The following is a 23,944-nucleotide window of genomic DNA, read 5'->3' as shown; positions in this document are numbered from 1 at the left end:
CAACCCTGCCTCTGCCCCACCACCCCAGCCCGGCAGCCCACGCAAGCGGCGACTGTGGCGGCCGATGCTGATCATGATCGGGGTGGTCGTGGTGATAGTCGCGATCATTGCCGGGGTGAAATTCGTGCAGATTTCAGCGCTGATTGCCCAGTCAAAAGTGCCCTTGCCCGCCGCTGTTGTAACGGCCATGCAGGTGCCCTTCAGCGATTGGCAACCGAGTGTCTCCGCCGTGGGCTCTATGAAGGCGGTGCGCGGGGTGGATGTAACCACCGAAGTCGGCGGTATCGTGCGCACCATCGGCTTCAAACCCGGGCAAGGCGTCGAGGCCCAGGCACTGCTCGTGCAGTTGAATGCCGACGCCGACATCGCGCAACTTCACTCGCTTGAAGCAACGGCCGACCTGGCCGTGATCGTGCTCAAGCGTGACAAGGCGCAACTGGCGGTAAACGCGGTGTCCCAGGCCCAGGTTGATACCGACACTGCCGACTTGAAGGCCAAACTCGCCGCCGCAGAACAGCAACGGGCGCTGGTGGCGAAAAAAACCATTCGCGCACCGTTTGCCGGGCACATCGGGATTACCAGCGTCAACCCCGGACAGTACCTCAACCCCGGCGACAAAATCGCCACGTTGCAGACCTTTGACCCGATCTACATTGACTTCTCGGTGCCGCAAACCCAGCTGGAGTCTATCGCCATCGGCCAAGCGGTTTCGGTGACGGCCGATGGCCTGTCCAAACAAACCTTCACGGGCAGGATCAGCACCATCGACACCCAGTTCGATTCAACCACACGCAACGTCACGGTCGAAGCCACCGTCGAAAACCCCAAACAAAACCTGGTGCCCGGCATGTTTGCCCGCGCGGTGGTCAACTCGGGTACGACCCAGCGCTACCTCACCGTGCCACAAACGTCGGTCACCTATAACCCTTACGGCACCACGGTGTTCATCGCCACGTCGAGCAAAAATGACAAGGGCGATGAGGTGCTCACCGCGCAACAAACCTTCATCAAGACTGGGCCGACCCGTGGTGATCAGGTTGCCATCCTGTCCGGCGTGAAAGAAGGCGATCTGTTGATCACCAGTGGCCAGATGAAACTCAAAAACGGCTCGGCGGTGAAGGTCGATAACAGCACCGCACCGCTGAACGACCCGGCTCCGACTCCCCAAGAACATTAAAGGTGTCCCATGAAACTTACCGATACCTTTATTCAGCGACCGGTCTGGGCCGTGGTCGTGTCGCTATTCATCTTGATCCTGGGGCTGCGCTCGATCTTTGAATTGCCCGTAAACCAATGGCCACGGACCGAAAATACCGTGGTCACCATCACCACGGCCTACTACGGTGCGGACGCGTCCACGGTCGCAGGCTTCATTACCCAGCCGCTGGAGTCGGCCATTGCCCAGGCCCAGGGCATTGACTACCTCTCTTCATCAAGCATCACCGGTGTCTCGACCATCACCGCCACGCTGCGGCTGAACTATGACGCGAGCAAGGCCCTCACCGAGATCAATACCCAGGTCAACTCGGTCAAGAACCAACTGCCGGCCCAGGCTCAGGAGCCGGTGCTCACGATCGCCGTCGGCCAGACCACAGACGCCATGTACCTGGGTTTCTACAGCGACACGCTGCCCACCAATAACATCACCGACTACCTGGTGCGGGTGGTCAAACCCAAGCTGGATTCGATCCAGGGCGTGCAAACCGCCGAGATCCTCGGCGGGCGCCAGTTTGCCCTGCGTGCCTGGCTGGACCCGGACAAACTCGCGGCACATAACGTAACCGCGCAGGACGTCGCCGCCTCCCTGGCCAACAACAACTACCTGTCTGCCGTCGGATCGACGCGAGGGCAAACCGTGACGGTGGACCTCACGGCCGGGACGGATTTGCACACGGTGGATGAGTTCAAACGGCTGGTGATCAAGCAGAAAGGCGACGCGCTGGTGTACCTGGAAGATGTCGCGACCGTGACCCTTGGCGCCGAAAGCTATGACAGCAGCGTGGCGTTTTCCGGCAAGCGTTCAGTGTTCATCGGGATCAAGGTGGCGCCTACCGCGAACATCCTGACCGTCGCCGACAGTGTGCGCGAGGCCTTCCCCGAACTGCAGTCGCAACTGCCTACCGGCGTGCGCGGCGACATCGTGTATGACTCCACCGCGTTCATCAACACCTCGATTTACGAGGTGGTCAAGACCCTGGTTGAGGCCATGATTATTGTGTCGGTGGTCATTTACCTGTTCCTCGGCTCGTTCCGCGCAGTGGTTGTGCCGCTGGTGGCGATCCCGCTGTCGCTGGTCGGCACATTCTTTGTCATGTACCTGCTGGGGTATTCCATCAACCTGCTGACCCTGCTCGCGTTGGTATTGGCGATTGGCCTGGTGGTCGACGACGCGATTATTGTGGTGGAAAACGTCGACCGCCATATCAAGGAGGAAGGCAAAGGCGTGCTCGAGGCGGCGCTGTTGGCGGCGCGGGAACTGGGTGGCCCGATTATCGCGATGACGGTGGTGTTGATTGCCGCGTATGTGCCTATCGGGCTGCGCAGTGGGCTCACCGGGGCACTGTTCAAGGAGTTCTGTTTCTCCTTGGCGGGCGCTGTGACCGTGTCGGCCGTGGTCGCGTTGACCCTCTCACCGATGATGACCTCCAAGCTGTTCAAGACCGGGCAGGAAGAAGGTCGTTTCGCACGCCGGCTCGACCACTACTTTGACTGGCTACGCGGGCGTTACCACCGCGTCCTGTCAGGCGGCCTGGACATCTGGCCGGTGCTGGTGACGTTTGGTTTTGTGCTGTTCCTGCTGGTCGCCGCCAGCGGCATGACCGCCAAAAGCGAGCTGTCCCCCACCGAAGACCAAGGGCTGGTCTTCATGCAGATCAAAGGCCCGCCGACGGCCTCGCCACAACAGATGGAACGGATTGCCGACCAGGCTTTCCAGATCGCCAACAAAGAGCCGGAATACGCGCAAATGTTCCAGCTGACCGGCCTGCCTGCACTTAACCAGGGCCTGGGCGGCGTGTTGCTCAAGACCTGGGGGGATCGCACGCGCTCCCAAGCCCAGCTGATCCTGGATCTGCAGCAAAAATGGAGTCAGGTGCCCGGCGCCACGATCGCGGCCTTTCCGCTGCCGTCACTGCCGGGCGCCCAAGGGCTGCCGGTGCAATTTGTGATCACCACCACCGACTCGGTGGAAAACCTCAATGAAGTCGCGCAGGCAGTCATGGCCGAGGCGCAAAAACAACAGCTGTTCTGGTTTTCCGACATGGATTTGAAGTTGGACAAGCCGCAAGCCAAGCTGGTGGTGGACCGCGAAAAAATTGCCGCGCTGGGCATGACCCAAGCCGACGTGGGTGCCGCCTTGTCTGCCGCACTGGGTGGCAACTACGTGAACTACTTCTCCACCGCCGGGCGCTCTTACAAGGTGATTCCCCAGGTGTTGCAGGTGGATCGCCTCAACCCCGAGCAAATTCTCGACTACTACATTCGCACACCCGCAGGCGCCATGATCCAGGCACGTACGGTGGCGCATATCGAGACCTCGACGCAGCCGGAATCGATCAACCACTTCCAGCAACTCAACTCGGCCACGCTTTCGGGCGTCAGTGGTGTGGCCCAGGGCGAGCTGCTGGCCAAGCTGAACACGATCCTGACCCAGGTTGCGCCCTCGGGTTACACCTCCGACTTCTCGGGTGAATCGCGCCAATTCATACAGGAGTCAGGCGGGTTCGTCGGCCTGCTGTTGTTCTCGATTCTGATCGTCTACCTGGCCCTGGCCTTCCAGTTCGAGAGTTTCCGTGACCCGGTGGTGATTCTGTTCTCGGTGCCGCCGGCCCTGTTTGGCGCGCTGGCGTTTATCACCATGGGCTATGCCTCTATTAACGTGTACACCCAGGTCGGCCTGGTGACTCTCTTGGGGTTGATCACCAAGCACGGGATTCTGATCGTGCAGTTCGCCAACGAGTTGCAGCGCGCAGGCCGCAGCAAGCGTGAGGCGATTGAAGAAGCGGCCGCGGTGCGGTTGCGCCCGATCCTGATGACCACGGCCGCGATGGTGCTGGGCGTGGTGCCACTGGTTTGGGCCTCCGGCGCCGGGGCGGCCGGGCGGCATGATATGGGCCTGGTGATCTTCGCCGGGCTGTCGATCGGCACGCTGTTGACGTTGTTCATGGTGCCGGCGATGTACCTGTTTATTGGCGCGACGCATCGTCACGAGGCAGGCACGGCCCAGCAGGCGTATGGGTGATGAGGCGCAGAAAGCGCCTTATCGCCTTGTCCAGCCCCCAAGCGTGAAGCAACAATCCATGTGTTGGGCGCCTACCCCATGCTCAAACGTCATAATCCCCGGTTCGTGTGCATGGTAATCTGGCATCACCATGAATAGACATTGATCGTCACTCGACGATGACAGAGCCAGGAAAGAACATGCCGAAGATTTCTCACTCAGCGTTGCGCCGCAACTTCCGTGAATTGCTTGCAAAGAAAATGTGCGTTGAAACCGCCTCCGTTTTCGACCCCATGTCCGCCCGTATCGCGGCAGACCTGGGGTTTGAGGTCGGTATCCTGGGTGGCTCAGTCGCGTCTTTGCAGGTACTGGCCGCACCGGATTTTGCATTGATCACGCTGAGTGAGTTCGTCGAGCAGGCCACCCGGATTGGCCGTGTCGCCCAACTGCCTTTCATCGCTGACGCCGACCACGGTTACGGCAATGCCCTGAACGTGATGCGCACCGTCGAGGAGCTTGAGCGTGCCGGCGTGGCCGCACTGACGATTGAAGACACGCTGTTGCCCGCCCAGTTTGGCCGTAAATCCACCGACCTGATTTCTGTTGAGGAAGGCATCGGCAAGGTCAAGGCGGCGCTGGAGGCGCGTGTCGATCCGCAGCTGTCGATCATCGCCCGGACCAACGCAGGGGTGTTGCCGACCGAAGATGTCATCGCCCGTACCAAGGCCTATGAACACGCCGGTGCGGACGGCATTTGCATGGTTGGGGTCAAAGACTTCGAGCACCTTGAGCAGATCGCAGAAAACCTCACCGTGCCACTGATGCTGGTGACCTACGGCAATCCGAAGCTCAATGACAGCGAGCGCCTGGCCAGCCTGGGCGTGCGCATTGTGGTGGCCGGCCACGGCGCCTACTTTGCGTCGATCAAGGCGACTTACGACAGCTTGCGCGCCCAGCGCAAGATGACCAGCAGCACCTCGAACCTCAGCGCGACTGAACTGACGCATACCTACACGTTGCCGGAGAGCTACGTGGCATGGGCTGCAGAGTTCATGGACGTTAAGGAGTAAGGGTCGCAACGGTGCTGATTGAAACAATCAGCACCGGGCTCACGGGGTGAGCGCGGTCTCAATCAGGTTTCCAGCGCTCTCCCTGGTTATTGCCAGTGCCTTTGTAGCCGCCGTCCCCATCAGGTTCCCAGCCGCCACCCGCGTTGTCACCCGTGCCGATAAATCCGCCCCGGCCATCGGACTCAAGCCCCCGCCCCTCGTTTTTGCCCGTCCCGATATAGCCGCCACGGCCATCAGACTTATACCCACGCTTGCGGTATTCGCCGGTGCCCTCATAGCCGCCTTGTCCATCGGACCGCCAGCTGGCGCCCGACGCTGTGCCGTTGCCGCGAAAATAGCCTTTGCCGTCAGACCGGTAATCCTCGCCTGAGTTATAGCCGGTGCCCTTGTAGCCGCCCGAGCCATCCGGGGCAAACCCGCGACCATTGTTGTAGCCGATGCCTTTGAGGCCACCGTCATCGGCCGGCACATACCCTTTGCCGCTATTTTTGCCGGTGCCCATGAGAGAGCCATCTTCAAGCAGCTTATAGTCACCGCCCAGGTTCCCCCCGGTGCCTCTAAGGCCACCGTGGCCATCCGGTTCATAGCCGTTACCGGTGTTGATGCCGGTGCCAATAAAACCTTCGGCCGCCAGCGTTGAGGCACTGAGCCCCAATAAAACTGTGGCAAGCAGGATGTATGACGGTTTTTTCATGAAGCCTCTGGTCCTTGTAGAGAGGAGAGCGTGCGCCATGATAGGGCATGTATTTTTCGCGGCAAGCCGCAAAAACAACAACACCGCCATTTCGACGGTGTTGGTTGCAAAGGCCTGCGTCAGTCAGTAATTGGCGTTGGGATTCCCCACGTCAATGTAGCCATTTTTCGGCGCAATGATGACGTCCAATGGCGGCGGCGTGACGCCGAAACCATTGAGCTGATCTGTGAGCCCTTTGTACCAATCCTCTTGCTGTTTCTTACGCGCATTGTCGGCCTTGATGTCGGCAATGATCGCGTAGATCAAACCACCCACCGCCGCGATGCCGCCCACTGCACCCGCCAACGCACCGGCAGCCCCGCCAATCGCCCCTGCGGCCTCGGCAACACCGGCTGCAACCGTGGTAATGCGCGGCACCACGTAAGTGGCGACTTCCACCGCACCGGCGACGGCGGACAAACCGTTGAGGCCTGCGAAGGTGCCCTGGAAGCCTGCGGCGACCTTGTCGCCACTCTGGGCCGAGTTTTTGGCGGATAGCGCCCCGGTGACCAGGCCCAACACGTTACCGGCCACGCCGCCGAGGCTCTTGCCGATATTCTCTACATCTTTGACAAACTTGGGTGCATCAAACTTGTAGGTGCCTTGCTGGGTGCGGTCGAACTGATCCTGGACAAATTTGGCGCCGCCTTCCATGAACAGGCCCGCCGCCTGGAACGACTGGCCCACTGTTTGCGCAGTGCTGCCGCCCTTGCCGCTGGCGATCCGCGTGCCGATGGCGCCGGCCAACAATACGCCGGACACGCCGTGCATGACCCCGGCCTTGTAAGCCGCGCTGACCCCGGCCGGCAGCTTGCCGCCCCAAGTGCTCTGGACTTTCTTGATGGCGTCGTCGAACTTGGCGCCGCCGCGCATGGCGTCCTCCACCGCACGGATACCGCTGATGATATCGGCGGTCTTGGGCGGTGCTTCGCCGGGCGCGGTGAACGCGGCAATGTTGTCGTTGATGACCTGCTCGAGACGTGGATCATTGGCGCCGGTAACCCCGAGGCCACGGTAGAAATCATCGATGGACTGGCCTTTGAGCACGTCTTCACGGCCCATCTTGGCGGCCGCATCGTTAAAGCTGGCGCTGCCGGCCTGCACGGTTTTGTCATCCAGTACCGCGTCGAAGATCGCTTTGTTCACACCGGACTGAATCACCGCTTTGTCCGCCGGCACGCCGCTGGCGATCAGGTCGTTCATTTGTTTGCCGGAGGTGATGTCCGCGTATTCGGCCTTGACTTTGTCCTTGATGGCCTGCGGGGCGTTTTCCAGGGCTTTTTTGTAGTCCGGTTGCTTGCCCAACGCCTGGGCGTAGAAGTCCGGGTATTTGATAAAGCTCGACAGTGCATCCGAGGTGCTGACGCCCTTGGCGGCAAACGCGCTTTGCAGCGCGTCGGTGCTCGATGACGCTTCCAGGCGGCGTTCCATCTCGGCCTTCAAGGCCGGGTCGGCAGCGACCCTTTTCTGCAATTGCTCGGTGCCCTGGGTGTTGAGGAACTGCTGCACGTCCGGGTCTTTGCTGAGTTTGTCGATGCGGCCTTGCACATCGTGAATAAAATCTTCGCGCTGCTGGCCGGGTGATTTGCCGTCGCCGGACCACTCATTGGCCCCAGCCGGCCCCTGGTGCGCGAACGCATCCGCACCGGCCTTATAGTTGGCCAGGCCGGTCGACAACTGGATAATCGCCGCCGTTTTATCGGCACCGCTGGCGCTGCTGGTGCCGCTGACAAAATAGTCGGCGCCGACCTTGGAGGCGTCGCCACCGGCCGCCTTGACCGCCTCTTCAGTGGCCTTGGCATTCAAGTCCTTGATCTGGTCGTCGGCGCTGTTGCCGTCCAGGCCCTTGAGGTTGTCGTAGCCGTATTTGCCAAAATCCTGCAGGCGCCCTGCTTCCGTGCCGTGGCGCGCTTCGCCATCTTTGGTGAAGCCGTCGATGCTGCCATTGCCGACGTTGGCGCCTTCAATGTGTTTGCCGGTTTCGTCGTAGTTCTCGACGTAATTGAGCACCTGGGCCGCACGCCAGGCGGCATCCGGATCGTGCTCGAAGTCGCCGACACGCTCGCGCAGCTTGTCTTTCACGCCGCTCTGGTTGCCGAGGTTTTTCAGCAAGGGGTTGTCTTCAATGATCTGCTGCGCGCTGCGGGTATCGCCCATCGGCCTGCCTTCTCCCGGCAAGGGCAGATGGTTGGACGGAGTATCGCCTTTGGGCGGCGTCTTGGGTGGCGTGACCGGCAGATCGCCCTTGAGGGTGTCCCAGCCGTACTTGCCGAAGTCCTGCAATCGCCCCGCTTCAGTGCCGTGACGGGCATCACCGCCTTTGGTGAACCCGTCGATCTTGCCATTACCGGCCTCGTTGAACTCTGAACGTTTAACGGTCGGTTTGCCGTTTTCATCGAGTTTCTCAATGTGCTCCAGCACCCGACTCGCGCGGTAGGCGGCGTCCGGATCGTGCTCGAAATCCCCCACGCGCTCACGCAGCTTGTCTTTCACACCGCTCTGGTTGCCGAGGTTTTTCAGCAAAGGGTTCTCGTCGATGATCTGCTGCGCGGTGCGAAAGTCACCCTGAGGGCGCTTTGTATCGGGGCCGAGGCGGTTGTCGCTCGGTGGGGTGCCTACTGCCCTGGATACCGCTTTATTCCAATTGCCGTTATCGCGCGCTGTGGGTGTGCTGTCGACCGGGTTGACCTGCATGACCTGTCTCCTGGAGCTGGCGTGGGAGAGAGGATTATTGGGGGGTATGTGCAACAGTCTTGTTACAAACAAATAATTGAGACAAGCAGAATCAAATCGCCATCAGTGATGGAGACTTCCGAGTATAAATATTTATCTAAGTTTATTTAACCACGTCTAAAAAATCCGCCGCAGAGCCTGCGGCGGCAAACCAAAGGTTTTTGTCGAAGCAGAGCGGCTAAGACCCTATCAACGCTACACCTGCGGCTGATTAAAAGAAGTGAAGTTTAATTAATCGAGTTTAATCGCCGGCAACGCTGCAGGTGGCGAAAAATATGATAAAAATCAGCCTCGACAAACACGTCGAGCACAATAAAAACAGCCTGTCGCTCACTTGAAAACATCTGCCCATAACACCTAAGTTCCGTCCAAAAAATGCGGTGTTTCTGTGCACGCGTTAATTATTCCGGGGAAGTAACAACATGATCAAACAGTGGAGCCTGTTAACGCTGGCGGTGTGCGCCAGTGTCAGCCAAATGGCCCTCGCCGAGTCTGTCACCGACCAGGCAGATTCCAAAGGCTTTATCGAGGGCAGCAGCATTACCGGCCTGTTGCGTAACTATTACTTCGATCGCGATCGCCAAAGCGGCAAGGCCGACAACCGCGACTGGACCCAGGGCGCGATGCTCAATTACGCCTCGGGCTTTACCCAGGGCACGATTGGGTTTGGCGTGGATGCCTATGCGTACGGCGCGATGAAGCTCGACGCTACCCACGCAGATGCCGGCACCGGTGAGCTGCCGACCGACCGAAATGGCGACCCTGCAAATGGCTACGGTTCAGTGGGCGCAGCGGTGAAAATCAAGGTCTCCAAGACCCAGCTGAAATTTGGTGATATGCAGCCCACCGCACCGGTCTTCGCCACTGGCGGCACACGCATTTTGCCGCAGACGGCCACCGGTTTTGACCTGACCAGCAGTGAAATCGCCGGCCTGGACCTGGAAGCCGGGCACTTCACCAGCACCAACAGCGGCATGACCAGCAACCATGACCACGATATCTATGCGACCTATGCCAACGTGGCCGCCAACAGCGCCAGTTTCATCGGCGGCAAATACACCTTCACACCGTCCTTGAGCGCGACCGTGTATGCCGGCGAGCTGGAAGATATCTGGCGCCAGTACTACACCAACCTCAATTACGTATTGCCATTGGGGCATGACCAGTCGCTGGCACTGGACGGCAACCTGTACCGCACCCTCGACACCGGCAGCGCCAAAGCCGGGGCAATCAACAACACCACCTACTCGGTGGCGGCGGCCTATTCGTTCCTGGCGGCCCACACCCTGACCTTGTCGTTCCAGAAAGTGCATGGCGACACGCCGTTCGACTACATCGGCACCGGCGACAACGGCGCAGGCGAAGGCGGCGACTCGGTCTTGCTGGCCAACTCGGTGCAATGGGGCGACTTCAACGGCCCGGGGGAACAATCCTGGGGCGTGCGGTATGACCTGAACATGGCCAGTTATGGCGTGCCGGGCCTGAGCTTCATGACCCGCTACATCAACGGCTCGGACATCAATGGCACCCACACCCCGGCCAACAGCGCCTATGCCGGCGACTACGGCGCGGATGGCGACCACCACGAAACCGATGTGGAGGCCAAATACGTACTCCAGAGCGGCCCGGCGAAAAACCTGTCGCTGCGCGTGCGTGACGCCATGGTTTCATCGAATGCCGGTCAGCGCGACGGCAAGTTGAATGAGCTGCGGGTGATCGTCGACTACCCGTTCACCCTTTTGTAAGGCGTTCAGTGCGCCGACCGGCTCCTATGCTGGCTGGCGCACTGCCATTATCCAACCCAGCCGACCGCGGCTTTCGGAATGACCTCAGACTCATCCATCTTTGAGGCAAACATGCTCACGGCTTGTACGGCATCGCTGGTGCTGGTGCGAATCTGCAGGATCACCGAACCCGCCTGGTCAGCCAGGCTTACACCACGCTGCGCGCCTTCCTGAGTGGCATTCATACTGGCAACGGCATCACGGGTCTCCGACAAGATCATGCTGATCATCTCGGCAATCTCCGCTGTTGAACCGCTGGTCCGCCCTGCCAGTTGCCGCACCTCATCGGCCACCACCGCAAAGCCACGGCCCTGATCACCTGCCCGCGCCGCCTCGATGGCAGCGTTGAGCGCCAGCAGATTGGTCTGGTCAGCGATGCCGCGGATGGTATTGACGATGGCGGTAATCTGTTCGGAGCGATCACCCAGTTGGCCCACCAGCCGGGCGGAGACGCCGATGTTGTCCGCAATCCGGCGCATTTCACTGGCGGTTTCTTGAATCACCTGTGTGCCATGTTCGGCGAATCGCTCTGTTTCGGATGAAATATGGTAAGCCCGTGAAGCGCCTCGTGAATCTTCCTCGAACTTTTCCACGCGCTCGGTGATGTCGCTGGCAAATTTGACAATCTTGATCAAAGTGCCATCGCCGTCATACACCGGGTTATAACTGGCTTCCAACCATACAACGCGACCGTGCTTGCCCACACGCTTGAATTGCCCGGTAAAAAATTCGCCATTGTTAAGGCGGCGCCAGAAGTCGGCGTACTCATGGCCATTGATCAAGTCGGGCTCGCAAAACATGCGGTGGTGTTTGCCTTTGAGTTCCGCGAGTGAATACCCCATCACGTTGAGGAAGTTTTCATTGGCATCCAGGATTTGCCCTTTCAAGTCAAACTCGATCACCGCCATCGCCCGGTCCAGCGCGACCAGTTTGCTGTGGATGGCCGCTTCCTGTTCGACTTTGCGGGTAACGTCCAGCGCGTACTTGACCACTTTTATGACCTGGCCACGGTCATCCAGCACCGGGTTATAACTGGCCTCCAGCCAAACAACGCGGCCGTCACGGGTTACGCGCTTGAAGGTGCCTGATACGAACTTCCCCGCCTTGAGGTCATTCCATAACGCCGCATAGGCCGGGCTGCTGGTCAGCGCAGGTAAACAGAAATCACGATGGGCCTTGCCGACCAATTGATCGGCGCTGTAACCCAGGGCGTTCATAAAGTTTTCGTTGGCGCGTAGCACTTTGCCATTTGTGTCGAATTCGACCACCGCCATAGAGCGCTCGAGTGCAGTAATCAGTCCTTTATACTCGACGACTTCGGCCGTCCTGGCCGTCAGTTCTGTTTTGAGTGTTTTATTGAACATGACATACCCTCGTTTGTGCGCAGAATCCGGGTTACTCCATTGCACTATCGACACGGAAATACGCGACTTGATAGTCGAAAAATAATTATTAATTGACGTCAATTGTCCGGTGAGTTTTGCGCCGAATCGCGGTGACCCTGTGTTTAAATTGACGCCCCTTTTTACCTGCCAGGAAAACACCATGGCCAACCACGACCTGACCTACACCCCCGACCCGGATGCCGATTCCATTTCCTCCGACGTCATCGGCTTCAACGGCATTCTGGTCTCCACGCAGATCCCGACCCACGCCGACGGTAGCCTGGAACTGGGTGATATCACCCTGCAAAGCGAATGCACATTGCAAGCGTTGAAGGTGGCGCTGGAGAAAGCCGGCAGTTCCATGGACCGGGTCATGCACCTGACCATCTACCTCACCGACATGGCTGATCGGGCTGCATTCAACGAAGTCTACAAGCGATTTTTTGCCAAGCCCTGGCCTGTTCGCGCTGCCGTCGGCGTAGCGGCCCTGGCCGTTGAAGGCATGCGTGTGGAAGTCACCGCGATGGCCGCCAAGGCCTGACAGCCCTGTGGTAGATGCCGGTCAGGCATTTCACGGCTACAATGCACGCCTCAACCGTGACAAGCCTGACTAAAAAAACTATGTCCTTGCCCAAGCATCACCTGGAATTGCTCAGCCCTGCCCGCGATGTCGCCATCGCGCGCGAGGCTATCTTGCATGGCGCCGACGCCATCTACATCGGCGGCCCAAGCTTCGGCGCCCGCCACAATGCGTGTAACGAGGTGAGCGATATCGCTCAACTGGTCGAATTCGCCCGCCGTTACCACGCCCGCGTGTTCACCACCATCAACACCATCCTGCATGACAACGAGCTGGAACCTGCGCGCAAGCTGATCCATCAGCTGTACGACGCCGGTGTCGATGCGCTGATCGTGCAAGACCTGGGCGTGATGGAGCTGGATATTCCGCCGATTGAGCTGCACGCCAGTACCCAGACCGACATCCGCACCCTGGGCCGCGCCAAGTTTCTCGACCAGGCCGGTTTCTCGCAGTTGGTATTGGCCCGTGAGCTGAACCTGCAAGAAATTCGCGCGATCGCCGATGAAACCGATGCCGCCATCGAGTTCTTTATCCACGGCGCCTTGTGCGTGGCGTTCTCCGGGCAGTGCAATATCTCCCACGCGCAGAATGGCCGCAGTGCCAACCGTGGCGACTGCTCCCAGGCCTGCCGCCTGCCGTACACCTTGAAAGATGACCAGGGCCGCGTCGTGGCCTTTGAAAAGCACCTGCTGTCGATGAAAGACAACAACCAAAGCGCCAACATTCGCGCGCTGGTCGAAGCCGGTGTGCGTTCGTTCAAGATCGAAGGTCGCTACAAGGACATGGGCTATGTGAAGAACATCACCGCCTATTACCGCCAGCGTCTCGACGAAATCCTCGAAGACCGCCCGGACCTGGCCCGCGCGTCCAGCGGCCGTACTGCGCATTTCTTCCTGCCCGACCCGGAAAAAACTTTCCACCGTGGCAGCACTGACTACTTCGTCAGTGATCGCAAGATCGACATCGGCGCTTTCGACACCCCGACCTTTACCGGCCTGCCGGTGGGTGTGGTGGAAAAAGCCGGCAAGCGTGACCTGCAAGTGGTCACCCATGAGCCGCTGTCCAACGGCGACGGCCTCAATGTGCTGGTCAAGCGTGAAGTGGTGGGTTTCCGCGCCAACATCGCAGAAGCCAAAGGCGAGTTCGAGGAAGACGGCAAGAAGCGTTACCGTTACCGCGTCGAGCCGAATGAAATGCCGGCCGGGCTGCATCAACTGCGCCCGAATCACCCGCTGAACCGCAACCTGGACCACAACTGGCAACAGGCGCTGCTCAAGACCTCGGCCGAGCGCCGTATCGGTCTGTCGTGGGTAGCACGCCTGCGTGAAGACCAGTTGGAAGTCACTGCTACCAGCGAAGAAGGCATCCGCGCCAGCGTTACCCTGCCCGGCCCGTTTGGCGTGGCCAACAAGCCGGAACAGGCGCTGGATACACTGCGCGATTTGCTTGGCCAACTCGGCACCACCGAGTACCACGCCACGCACATCGAACTGGATGCGCCCCAGGCGTTCTTCATCCCCAACTCGCAGCTCAAGGCATTGCGCCGCGAAGTGATCGAAGCGCTGACGGCCGCACGCGTCGCGGCTCACCCACGAGGTAGGCGCAAAGCCGAGACCTCGCCGCCGCCGGTGTACCCGGAAGCGCATTTGTCGTTCCTGGCCAACGTCTACAACCAGAAAGCCCGTGATTTCTACCACCGTCACGGCGTGAAGCTGATTGATGCGGCCTTCGAAGCCCACGAAGAAACCGGCGAAGTGCCGGTGATGATCACCAAGCACTGCCTGCGGTTCTCGTTCAACCTGTGCCCTAAACAGGCCAAGGGTGTGACGGGCGTGAAGACCAAAGTCGCGCCGATGCAGTTGATCCACGGCGACGAAGTGCTGACCTTGAAGTTCGACTGCAAGCCATGCGAGATGCACGTGGTGGGCAAGATCAAGGGGCATATCCTTGGGTTGCCGCTGCCGGGCAGCGGCGTGGGCCATTTCGACCCGGAAAATATCATCTTTCAGGGCACGCACTAGCTCTTGGGGAGCGGGGCCACCACCAGCCCCGCTGCAACCCCGCGGCCGCTAACAGAATCGCAACAACCCCCAGCCATTGCAGCCAACCCAGGCGATGCCCAAAGGCAATCCAGTCGACAACAATCGCCGCAATTGGGTAGATAAACGACAGCGCGCCGGTCATCGCGGTCGGCAGTTTCTGGATCGCCCCGTACAGCAACACATACATCAGGCCCGTGTGCACAACGCCCAGCGTCACCAGCGCAGCCCAGGCATTTGGGGTTGCGGGCAAGCTGTTCCAAGGCACTAACGGCGCCAACAGCAATGCGCCAGTGATTACTTGAATCAACGCCATCAAGTGCGCAGGCACTTCCTTCAAGCGCTTGATGATCAGCGCCGCAATCGCATATAAGAACGCTGCGCCCAAGGCCAAAGCGATACCCGCCAGATAATCCCCGCCACCGCTTTGCTGCTCGCCATGGGCGGTGACAATCGCCAACATGCCCAGGAACGCCACGCTCAACCACGCGAGTTTCTGCACGGTGATTTTTTCGCCGAGAAATACCGCCGCCAGCATCACCAGCATGAACGGCTGCACGTTATACACCGCGGTACTGATGGCGATGGACGCGCGCGAATAGGATTCGAACAACAGCAACCAGTTGCCGACAATGGCCACGCCGCTGAGCATCGCCAGGCCAAGCTTGGCCCAGGTGAGCAGGTCCAGTCGCAGGTAACCCAGCAACGCACAGACCAGCAACAGCGTCAGCGCGCCTATCACGCAGCGCCAGAACACCACTTCGATCACCGATACGCCCGACACCAGCACAAACCAGCCGATGGTGCCCGAAATCAGCATGGCGGCAACCATTTCCCACGACCCGCGACGGATAGATGTGTCCACGATGGAGGCTCCTCAAGTGAGGCTCAATTATGGCAATCTGAGTATCAGCCGCTCCAGCGACTAAACAAGGCAAAACGCCGCAATCACCTTTTCTTATTAGGCAAACCGCATGATTGACACCATCGACCAGCAACTGATCGCCGCCTTGATGGACGACTCGCGCCTGTCCCTCAAGGCGTTGGCGGGTATCACCGGGCTGTCATCGCCCAGTGTTGGCGAACGCCTGCGTCGCCTCGAGGAGCGCGGCGTGCTGACCCACTACACCGTCGACATCGACCCCAAACACTTCGGCTATTTGTTGCAAGCCATCGTGCGCATCCGTCCGTTGCCCGGCAAATTGCAGGAGGTGGAGCGCCAGATCCAGGCGATCCCGGAGTTCACCGAGTGCGACAAAGTCACCGGCGATGACTGCTTTATTGCGCGCCTGCACGTTCGCACCATGGATCACCTCGACAGCCTGCTCGACCGGCTCAACGCCTATGCCGAAACCAACACCGCCATCGTCAAGAAAACCCCGGTAAAACGGCGTTTGCCGCCGCTGGCTGATTAATGACTGAGGGTCATTAAAGCAGTGACGGAATCGCTATTCTGTCATCGCTGGCCGGTCTTTATGCTGGGCTCCACTCATTGGAACCCACAGGTGTAAAGCGCATGTACGTCATTACAGGTATTACAGGCAAGGTCGGCGGCGCGTTGGCGCGTGCGCTCATCGCAGCGCAGCAACCGGTGCGCGCGGTGATTCGCGATCCCGGCAAAGCGGCTTATTGGGCCGACCTGGGTTGCGAGATCGCCTTGGCTCGGATGGAAGATGCACAGGCACTGACTGAGGCGTTCAAAGGTGCCACGGGCGTGTTCATTCTGCCGCCGTCGGATTTTGACCCGCAGCCCGGGTTTCCTGAAGCGCGTGCGGTGATCGCTGCCGTCAGCCAGGCCCTCAAGGCCGCCGCGCCACACAAGGTGCTGTGCCTGTCGACCATCGGCGCCCAAGCCACAGAGCTCAACCTGCTGACTCAGCGCACGCTGATGGAGCAAGCGCTGAGTGCCCTGGACATCCCCGTGACCTTCCTGCGCCCGGCCTGGTTCATGGAGAACGCGGCGTACGATGTCACCACCGCGCGTGACAACGGGCTGATCCATAGTTTCCTGCAACCGCTCGACAAGCGCGTGCCGATGGTTGCGACGGCCGACATCGGCGCCCTCGCCGCGCAGCTGTTGCAGCAAGACTGGACCGGCCGCCGCGTGGTCGAGTTGGAAGGCCAATGGGTGAGCCCGAACGACATTGCCCAGGCCCTGGGGCAACTCCTGGGCCGTGACGTGAAGGCCGAAGTGGTCGAACGCGAGACCTGGGAAACCTTGCTTCGCGCCCAAGGCGCACACAACCCAACGCCGCGCATGCGCATGGTCGATGGATTCAACGAAGGCTGGATCTGTTTCGAGCACGACCCCGTGCTCAAGGGCACCACCTCGCTGGACAGCGTGCTGCGCAGCCTGGCCATTCAAACCACCTGATCCAGTGTGGCACCGCTGCTGTGTCGAGCGGGCTTGCCATAATGCCGTTCAGGTAAGCGAACGCAATGCTAAAAGCAGCGAGGATCCAATGTGGGAGCGGGCTTGCCCGCGAAGACGTCGGCCCAGCAAACATTAATGTTGGCTGACCCACCGCTTTCGCGGGCAAGTCGAATCGTCGCATCGCCGCTCCCACAGGGGATCTGCGCTTAACTGAACGGCATTGGGGAAGTCACCAGGAGGTTGATCAGCCGTGCAGCGCCTTTGCCGCAGCGTGTAAACCCTGGAACTTGCGATAACGCGCTTCCAGCCTCGGCTGTTGCGTGGCGTCCGGCAAGTACCGCGACTTGACTGGCATGCCCGCTTGCAACAAGGCTGCGCCCTGCCCGATCGCCAGAAACCCAAGTTTCGCGGCGCCAATGCAGGCGCTCAATTCACTGCCCTGCAAGGTAACTATCTCGCGCTGCAGGATATTGGCCAGCAACTGCGCCCAATATTCGCTGCGCGCCCCGCCACCGACCAGGGCGCAAGCCCCCACGCTGGCGCCGGCCGCTTGCACGGCGCGCAGGGCATCCAGCAAACCAAAACCCACGCCTTCCATGACCGCATAACCGAGCATGGCCGGCGTGCAATCGTGGCCCAGGCTCATAAAGCCGCCGCGCAATAAAGGATCGTTATGCGGCGTGCGCTCACCGGCCAGGTACGGCAGGAACAGCGGCGTGTCCAACGGCACGGGCTGTGTGATCGGCAGCTGCGCTTGCACCCGATCCAGCAACGTCTGCTCATCCGGCATACCGGTCAGCCGCGTCACCCAACGCAAACAACTGGCACCGGCCAGCATCGCGCCCATGGTGTACCAGCGGTTCGGCAGCGCGTGGCAGAAGCTGTGCACGGCGCTGGCCGGATTCCCGGCGGCATGATCGGTAATCGCGACAATCGCCGCGCTGGTGCCCAGCGTAATGAAGCCGTCACCGGCGTTGATCGCGCCGATGCCGACGGCGGCCACCGGGTTGTCGCCGCCACCGCCGGCAATCACGACCTCAGGCGACAGGCCCAAGCCGCTCGCGGTCAAACACGCACTTGCCGCGCCGCCCTCCACCAACCTGGGCATCTGCGCAGGCGTCAGGCCCGTGGCGCGCACCATGGGCGCAAACCATTCACGCTGCGCCACATCCAGCCACAGCGTGCCGGCGGCATCCGACATCTCGCTGATGCGTTCGCCCGTCAGGCGTAGGCGCAGGTAATCCTTGGGGGACAGCACGCAATCAATCGCCTTGAACACCTCGGGTTCATGCCGCTGCAGCCACAGCAGTTTCGGCGCCGTGAGCCCGGCCATCGGCAAGCTGCCGGTGACCTCGGCAAACCCGGCACCGAGTTGTTCGGCCTCGGCCATCGCGCGCGAGTCGTCCCACAGGATCGCCGGGTACAACACCCGATCGTCTTCCCCCAGCAACACCGCGCCGTGCATCTGCCCCGACAGGCCGATACACGCCACACGGGCATACGCCTCATGCACCCGTAACTGCTCCAGCGCCTGCAAACAGGCCTGCCACCAGTCTTGCGGTGCTTGTTCGGACCAGCCGCTCTGGCGCCGCGACACGCTCAAACGCACGCCAGTGTGGGCCAGCACGACGCCGTCAGCGTCCATCAGGATCGCCTTGAGTTCCGAAGTGCCGAGGTCTATGCCGAGGGAAACAGGACTGCTCATACGGGGATCATTCCAATCAAATACAGCCACATGAATTACGGTATTGCAGGCGGGGTGCCAGGCGCACACTTTGCGTAGGCGCAGCCGGCGACGCCATGCGCTGCAGCAACATTTGTACGGCGCGAGCCCCCAATTCGTTGACCGGTTGAGCAATCAACGTCAGGCGCGGCACGAAAAAATCCGCCCAGTCAAAATCATCAAACCCCACCAGGGCCATCTGCCCCGGTACTTCAATGTGCGCATCACGCAAGGCGTGCATGGCGCCAAGCGTCATCAGGTTATTGCCCGCCATGATCGCTGTCGGTGACGCGGCCAGGCCCAGTAACTGCGCGGTAGCGGCCCGCGCCGGCGCGCTGCTGGAACCGCCATTGACCAGCAATTGCGGGTCGAATACCAGGCCCGCCGCCGCCAGGGCAGCGCGGTAACCCGCCACGCGCTCATCGGTGGTACCCAGCCCCGCTCGCCCGGCGATAAAGCCGATACGACGGTGCCCGTGTTCAATCAGGTGGGCCACCAGCGCCAGTGTGGACTGGGTATTCTCCACCCCGATCTGATCAAACTGCTCACTCATCATGCGGTCCACCAACACCGTCGGCATGTCATTGGCCTGCAGATACTCCAGGGCCGTTGACCCAGTGGACGGTGCCAACAGAATGCCGTCGACGCGCCGGTGATGCAGCGCCGTGACCACCTGCAGCTCTTGCTCCGGGTCGTCATGGGGGTCGGCAAACAGCATCATGTAGCCGTGCTTTGTGCACTCGGCTTCAATCGCGTGCACCATCTCGCTGAAGTAGTGGTTGGACAGCGCCGAGATCGCCACGCCAATCGTGCTGGTACTGGACCGGGCCAGCGAGCGCGCCAGGGTATTGGGGATGTAACCCAGTTCCTGAATCGCGCGCTGCACCGCCTGCACCGTGGCTGGGCTGACCTTGCGGGTGCCGTTCAACACGTGCGACACCGTCGACGTCGACACACCCGCTCTGCTCGCCACGTCATCCATGGTGATCACGACGCGCTCCCCTTCAGTGGATCAATGTTTGCTCGACCAGCCGCTGTAGGTACCGATGTTGTCGCGGGTAATCAATTTTGGCGTGAGCAGGGTCACCGCTTCGGCCGGAGCCTTGTCATTGAGAAGGTCATTGCCGACATTCACCGCGGTCTGGGCCATGGCCCAAGGGTCCTGAATGGCGGAGGCCTGGATCTGGGTGTCAGTCTTCAATGCATTCTCGATGTCCGGCGCACCGTCCACCGAGGTGATGACGATACCGCTGCGTTTAAGCTGCTTGGCCGCCAGGTCGCTGCCGATAGCCTGCGGGTCGTTGATCGCAAACAGACCGTCGATTTTCGGGAATCGAGTGAGGTAACCCTGCATCACATTCAGGCCACCTTCGCGCGAGCCTTTGCCGTCCTGGTCGTCGGAGAGCACCTTGATGTCCGGCGCGCCAGCCAATGCAGCCTTGCAGCCTTTGACGCGGTCGGTCACGGCGGTCACTTGCGGGCCATTCTGGATGATCACATTGCCTTTGCCCGCGAGCTTGTCCACCAGGAACTGGCAGGCCAGCTTGCCGGCTTCGACGTTGTCGGTTTGCACGGTGGCGTTGACGCCTTTGGCGTCTACATCCACGGCCACCACCACAATTCCGGCGTCACGGGCTTTCTTGATGGCCGAGGCCATCGCCGACGGATCGACGGCGTTGAGCAGGATCAGGTCGACCTTGGACGAAATGAAGTTGTCGATCTGCGAGAACTGCTTGCTCAGGTCATAGTCGGCCGACACCGAGGTGACCTTGACGTTGGGGTTCAGCTCCTTGGCCCGGGCCGTGGCACCGTCGGCCAGGGTCACGAAATACGGGTTACCGAGCGAGCCCATGCTGATGCCGAGGGCTTTGAGCTCCCGGGCTTCCACGACGTTGGACATAAGGGCAGCCAAGGCAAGCACGGGAAACAGGCGTTTAAGGTTCATGCGGGTCTCTCTTGTGATTGTTGTGGGAGTGAAATCAGGTACGTGCGCCGGATTGGCGATAGCGATCCAGCGCCACCGCGCCAATGATCACGATGCCCTTGATGATGTACTGCCAGATATCCGACACCCCCAACAGCACCAGGCCATTGGTGAGCACCGCGATAATCAGCGCGCCGATCAACGTGCCGCCGATGGTGCCGACGCCGCCGGTAAAACTGGTGCCGCCGAGAATCACCGCAGCGATCGCATCCAACTCATAGGACTGGCCCAGTTGCAGGCCATTGGCGGCAAACAGGCGCGAGGCGCTCATCACCGCGCCCAGCCCGGCCAATGCACCGGACATGGCGTAGACGAACAGCAACACCTTCCACACCTTGATCCCCGACAGCCGCGCGGCCTCCGGGTTGCCGCCCACCGAGTAAATCTGCACGCCCATCACGGTGCGGCGCAGGATGAACCACGACAGAAGCACCACCGCCACAGCGATGACCACCAGCCACGGCACGCCGAGGATCGAGTCATTGCCGATAAACGCGAATGGCAGGTCGGGGTTGAACACGGTTTTATCATCGGCCAGCAAACGTGCAAGACCACGCATGGCAGTCAGTGCGCCGAGGGTGACGATGAACGGTGGCAAGCGCATGAATGCAATCAGCCCACCGTTGACCAGGCCCAGCAACAAACCGAAACCGATCCCGGCGGCAATCCCGAACATGCCGAACTGCGGCGACATCGACGCCTGTAGCGCCACCACGGCGGAGGCCGCGAGGATTGCGCCGACGGACAGGTCGATGCCCGCCGTGAGGATCACAAAGGTCATTCCCGCCGCCAGCACCACGTTGACCGAAGCCTGCTGGGTGATGATCGACAGGTTCTGCACGGTCAGGAAGTTCTCGCTGGCCAGGGCAAAGCCCACCAGCAGCAACACCAGTACCGGCAGCATGCCCACCGTGCGCATCAGCTCGCGGACGCGTTCGGCCTTGCCCACCGCCGCAATTGTCATCGTGTTGTTTGAATCAACCATTGGCAGCCACCTGATCGCCACCGGTGGCGAGGTCAATAATACGTTCCTGGGAAATAACGTGGCCGGAGGCCCCGCCAACTTCGGCCACCAACTGGCCTTCGCGCATGATCAGCACACGGTCGCAGGTGCCGATGATTTCCGGCAGCTCGCTGGAAATCACCACGATGCCAACCCCGGCCAGGGCCAGTTGATTGATGATGCGGTAGATCTCGGACTTGGAGCCGATGTCGACGCCCCGCGTGGGTTCGTCGAGGATCAGCACATGCGGCTTGACCTCCAGCAGCCGCGCCAGCAGTACCTTCTGCTGATTGCCGCCGGACAGCGCACCGACATTGACCTTGCCGGAGGCCACGCGAATCGACAGCGACTTGATCGCATCATTCGCGCGTTGCGCGGCATGGCCGCGGTCCAGCACACCACCCGCGTGGGCATCCGGCACACACGCGCAGACGTTGATGTTGTCGGCGACGCTCATGTCCAGGAACAGGCCCTGGGCCTTGCGGTCTTCGGTGAGGTACACCACGCCGGCGCGGATTGCGTCCGCCGGGTTGCGCAGCTGGGTAACGGTCTTGCCCACCACTTCCAGGGTGCCGGAGGTGCGCGGGTCGGCGGCGAAGATCAGCCGTGCCAGTTCGGTGCGCCCTGCCCCGACCAGCCCGGCGATGCCCAGCACTTCGCCGGCATGCAGGTCGAAGCTGCAATTGCGCACGCGCTTGCCATCGGCCATGTCGCGCACGCGCATCACTACGTTGCCGGGGTTATAGGCGGCGTGTTCCTTCTTGTAGAAACCAGAGAGGTCGCGGCCGACCATCATTTTCACCAGTACTTCGGCCGACAACGCGTCGCGGGTCAGTTCGCCAATGTACTGGCCGTCGCGCAGCACCGAGACCCGGTCCGACAACTCGTAGATCTCGGCCATGCGATGGCTGATATAGATGATCGCCAAGCCCTGGCTACGCAGTTGTTTGATCAGCGCGAACAGCCGATCGGTCTCGCGCGATGACAGCGGCGTGGTCGGTTCGTCCATCACCAGGATCCTGGCGTGGGCATGCAGCGCACGGGCGATTTCCACCAACTGGCGCTCGGCAATCGACAGGCTGCTGACCGGCGTCGTGGGTTTGAACTCGGCGCCCAGCCGTTGCAGCACCTCGATGCAGCCGTTCTGCATGCCTTTGCGGTCGATGGTCCAGCCACGCCGCAGTTCACGGCCCAGGTAAATGTTCTCGGCCACGCTCAGGTTCGGGCACAGGCTCAGTTCCTGGTAGATCACAGCGATGCCGAGGGTTTTGGCGGTGGCGGGGTCAAACGTGGCGACGGGCTGGCCGTCGATGCGGATTTCGCCGCCGGGGTCAGCCTGATAGGCGCCGGAGAGAATTTTCATCAAGGTTGATTTGCCGGCGCCGTTCTCACCCATCAAGGCGTGGATTTCACCGGGGTAAACCTTCAGGCCGACGTTCTTGAGCACCCGCAAACCATTAAAGGTTTTGCTGATGCCCTGCATTTCAAGCAAGGGTTCAAGGCTCATGCATGAGCTCCTGGAATTATTATTTTTGTAGTCGAACGCTGCCGACTCTATTCCAGTTGCATTTCGTTACGCAAGCGCTTGCGTCTGCCGTTTATCGCTTGGTTAAACGTTTCATCAGCTCAATAAATGTGAAATTCACGAACTACATGGATGGTTTAACGCTTCCTTGGGGGATGCTTGCAGCCACCCATGCTTCGCCATGTGCTGCGCGTCTAGCGCCCGAAACGCGCGGGCAGCATGCGCACCAGGGTGTTGTCCCGAACCCAGTAATGGTGAAACAACCCTGCGGCTGCATGCAGGCCGATCAACCAGTAACCGGTGCTGCCCAACCACTCATGCCAGTGCTTGAACTGCCTGGCCAGGTCCGGGTCCGGCGCCACCAGCGTCGGCAAGGCAAACTCGAAATACGGCACCGGTTTGCCGGCGGCATTGAGCATCAGCCAGGCCAACAACGGCGTCACCACCATCAAGCCATACAGCGCCAGGTGCATCAGGTGAGACGCTGCCGTTTGCCACATAGGCGGACGTGGCAGGATCGCCGGGCGCGGCACCAGGCGCCCGAGCAGACGCAGCCACACCAGCACGAATATGCCGATACCGAACAAGGAGTGGGCGCCAAGGAACACCCCTTTGAGCGCATGCCCGCGAGGCAACAAGCCTTTGATTTCAATACAGGCATACACGCCGACAAACAGCGCCAGCATCAACCAGTGCAGGGTCATCGAGAGTTTCGCGTAGCGCTGCGTCTGCGGATTTTGGGTCATGGGGTATAAGCCTTCTGCTTGAGTAGTGGCGCTACCCTGCCGAACA

Annotated in this window: 17 protein-coding genes and 2 pseudogenes; 8 read left to right on the top strand and 11 right to left on the bottom strand. The window is 60.6% G+C overall.

All coding sequences use genetic code 11. From position 1 onward, the window contains the following. The first annotated feature begins 64 nt into the window (after positions 1-64). From A7J50_RS14225 to A7J50_RS14215, 3 genes are all read left to right on the top strand, one after another. On the top strand, positions 65-1,177 hold the full coding sequence (locus tag A7J50_RS14225; RefSeq protein WP_156526323.1) for an efflux RND transporter periplasmic adaptor subunit: 1,113 nt from the start codon (positions 65-67) through the stop codon (positions 1,175-1,177). Positions 1,178-1,186: 9 nt separating this feature from the next. Next, a complete protein-coding gene (locus tag A7J50_RS14220) occupies positions 1,187-4,240 on the top strand; it encodes an efflux RND transporter permease subunit (protein ID WP_064452378.1) in 3,054 nt (1,017 codons plus the stop codon). 179 nt (positions 4,241-4,419) lie between these two features. Next, positions 4,420-5,289: an isocitrate lyase/PEP mutase family protein gene (locus A7J50_RS14215; RefSeq protein WP_064452377.1), complete on the top strand. Its 870-nt coding sequence runs from the start codon at positions 4,420-4,422 to the stop codon at positions 5,287-5,289. Between the two features lie 58 nt (positions 5,290-5,347). Here A7J50_RS14215 and A7J50_RS14210 read toward each other — a convergent pair whose 3' ends face one another. After that, on the bottom strand, positions 5,348-5,983 hold the full coding sequence (locus A7J50_RS14210) for a hypothetical protein (protein ID WP_064452376.1): 636 nt from the start codon (positions 5,981-5,983) through the stop codon (positions 5,348-5,350). A 123-nt stretch (positions 5,984-6,106) separates the two neighbouring features. After that, positions 6,107-8,716 (bottom strand): hypothetical protein, encoded by a 2,610-nt coding sequence (locus tag A7J50_RS14205; RefSeq protein ID WP_064452375.1) that lies wholly within the window; start codon positions 8,714-8,716, stop codon positions 6,107-6,109. A 461-nt stretch (positions 8,717-9,177) separates the two neighbouring features. Here A7J50_RS14205 and A7J50_RS14200 point away from each other — a divergent pair, with 461 nt between their 5' ends. Further along, positions 9,178-10,500 carry an OprD family porin gene (locus A7J50_RS14200; RefSeq protein WP_064452374.1) on the top strand — a complete coding sequence of 441 codons (1,323 nt, stop codon included), beginning with the start codon at positions 9,178-9,180 and terminating at the stop codon, positions 10,498-10,500. A gap of 47 nt (positions 10,501-10,547) precedes the next feature. Here the strand turns inward: A7J50_RS14200 and A7J50_RS32270 are convergent. Next, positions 10,548-11,024 (bottom strand): annotated as a pseudogene (locus tag A7J50_RS32270) (methyl-accepting chemotaxis protein); the annotation flags it as partial. A 111-nt stretch (positions 11,025-11,135) separates the two neighbouring features. Then, positions 11,136-11,903, bottom strand: a pseudogene (locus A7J50_RS32265) (PAS domain-containing protein); the annotation flags it as partial. 181 nt (positions 11,904-12,084) lie between these two features. Between A7J50_RS32265 and A7J50_RS14190 the strand changes: the two are divergent. Both A7J50_RS14190 and A7J50_RS14185 read left to right on the top strand, forming a co-directional pair. Next, positions 12,085-12,465, top strand: a complete 381-nt coding sequence (locus A7J50_RS14190; RefSeq protein ID WP_053256117.1) for a RidA family protein — start codon at positions 12,085-12,087, stop codon at positions 12,463-12,465. 80 nt (positions 12,466-12,545) lie between these two features. Next, positions 12,546-14,525 (top strand): peptidase U32 family protein, encoded by a 1,980-nt coding sequence (locus A7J50_RS14185; protein ID WP_064452372.1) that lies wholly within the window; start codon positions 12,546-12,548, stop codon positions 14,523-14,525. On the opposite strand, the gene A7J50_RS14180 is transcribed toward A7J50_RS14185, so the two are convergent. Continuing rightward, positions 14,503-15,408: a DMT family transporter gene (locus A7J50_RS14180; protein ID WP_064452371.1), complete on the bottom strand. Its 906-nt coding sequence runs from the start codon at positions 15,406-15,408 to the stop codon at positions 14,503-14,505. The genes A7J50_RS14185 and A7J50_RS14180 overlap by 23 nt on opposite strands. A gap of 109 nt (positions 15,409-15,517) precedes the next feature. On the opposite strand from A7J50_RS14180, the gene A7J50_RS14175 reads away from it, so the two are divergent. Beyond that, positions 15,518-15,958, top strand: coding sequence for an Lrp/AsnC family transcriptional regulator (locus A7J50_RS14175; protein WP_064452370.1), 441 nt, complete (start codon positions 15,518-15,520; stop codon positions 15,956-15,958). A 101-nt stretch (positions 15,959-16,059) separates the two neighbouring features. Next, entirely contained in the window at positions 16,060-16,917 is an 858-nt protein-coding gene (locus A7J50_RS14170) for an NmrA family NAD(P)-binding protein (protein WP_064452369.1), read from the top strand. 244 nt (positions 16,918-17,161) lie between these two features. On the opposite strand, the gene xylB is transcribed toward A7J50_RS14170, so the two are convergent. The 6 genes from xylB to A7J50_RS14140 form a co-directional block, all read right to left on the bottom strand. Then, complete coding sequence (gene xylB / locus A7J50_RS14165) at positions 17,162-18,622, bottom strand: xylulokinase (RefSeq protein ID WP_064452368.1); 1,461 nt, start codon at positions 18,620-18,622, stop codon at positions 17,162-17,164. 16 nt (positions 18,623-18,638) lie between these two features. Beyond that, a complete protein-coding gene (locus A7J50_RS14160; RefSeq protein ID WP_064452367.1) occupies positions 18,639-19,631 on the bottom strand; it encodes a LacI family DNA-binding transcriptional regulator in 993 nt (330 codons plus the stop codon). 21 nt (positions 19,632-19,652) lie between these two features. Continuing rightward, a complete protein-coding gene (locus A7J50_RS14155; RefSeq protein ID WP_064452366.1) occupies positions 19,653-20,585 on the bottom strand; it encodes an ABC transporter substrate-binding protein in 933 nt (310 codons plus the stop codon). A 34-nt stretch (positions 20,586-20,619) separates the two neighbouring features. Then, a complete protein-coding gene (locus tag A7J50_RS14150) occupies positions 20,620-21,588 on the bottom strand; it encodes an ABC transporter permease subunit (protein ID WP_064454933.1) in 969 nt (322 codons plus the stop codon). A 13-nt stretch (positions 21,589-21,601) separates the two neighbouring features. Further along, positions 21,602-23,134 (bottom strand): sugar ABC transporter ATP-binding protein, encoded by a 1,533-nt coding sequence (locus tag A7J50_RS14145; RefSeq protein ID WP_064452365.1) that lies wholly within the window; start codon positions 23,132-23,134, stop codon positions 21,602-21,604. Between the two features lie 212 nt (positions 23,135-23,346). Beyond that, complete coding sequence (locus tag A7J50_RS14140) at positions 23,347-23,898, bottom strand: cytochrome b (protein ID WP_064452364.1); 552 nt, start codon at positions 23,896-23,898, stop codon at positions 23,347-23,349. Between the last annotated feature and the right edge of the window lie 46 nt (positions 23,899-23,944).

Origin of the sequence: Pseudomonas antarctica (assembly GCF_001647715.1) — a bacterium.
Taxonomy (GTDB): Bacteria; Pseudomonadota; Gammaproteobacteria; order Pseudomonadales; family Pseudomonadaceae; genus Aquipseudomonas; species Aquipseudomonas antarctica_A.
Note: the sequence above shows the minus strand (reverse complement) of the source record. Positions and strands in the feature narration are given on the sequence as shown.